The 548-nt window shown below is 59.9% G+C and carries 1 pseudogene; it reads left to right on the top strand.

Annotated features, from left to right (window positions below):
• A pseudogene (locus ACPGUT_RS16155) lies at nt 1-548 on the top strand (primosomal protein N'); the annotation flags it as partial.

The raw sequence follows: 548 nt of genomic DNA, 5'->3' as shown, positions 1-548 counted from the left end.
GCCAGCGCCACGCCAAGTTTGGAGAGCTGGGCCAATGCTCAGGCGGGCAAATATCGCCGCATTGATCTGACGTCGCGCTTTGGTGATGCGGTGATGCCCGATATGCGCGCGATTGATATGCGCGATGTGAAAATTGCCGGAAACCGCTGGATTTCGCCGCAGCTCAAGGCGGAAGTTGAGGCGCGCGTTGCCTCTGGTGAGCAGGCTTTGCTCTTTATCAACCGCCGTGGCTATGCGCCTGTCACGATTTGCCGTGCATGTGGGCACCAGATCGGATGCGATCATTGCGATGCCCGCATGGTAGAGCATCGTTTTCAGGCAGAGGATCGCTTGGCGGCTGTTGGCCCTGGTGTCGAGCGATTGGGCGAGGAGGCGAGCGAGCTGTTTCCCGACGCGCGTATCGCGACGCTGAGTTCGGATATGTATGGCTCGGCCCGCGCTTTGAAGGCTGAGATTGAGGGGATCGCGGCAGGGGCGGCGGATATTATCATCGGCACGCAACTGGTAGCCAAGGGGCATAACTTTCCCTTGCTCACGCTGGTTGGGGT

It is taken from the genome of Halocynthiibacter sp., from assembly GCF_049608145.1.
Taxonomy (GTDB): Bacteria; Pseudomonadota; Alphaproteobacteria; order Rhodobacterales; family Rhodobacteraceae; genus Halocynthiibacter.
This window is presented reverse-complemented; position numbering and strand designations above follow the sequence as displayed.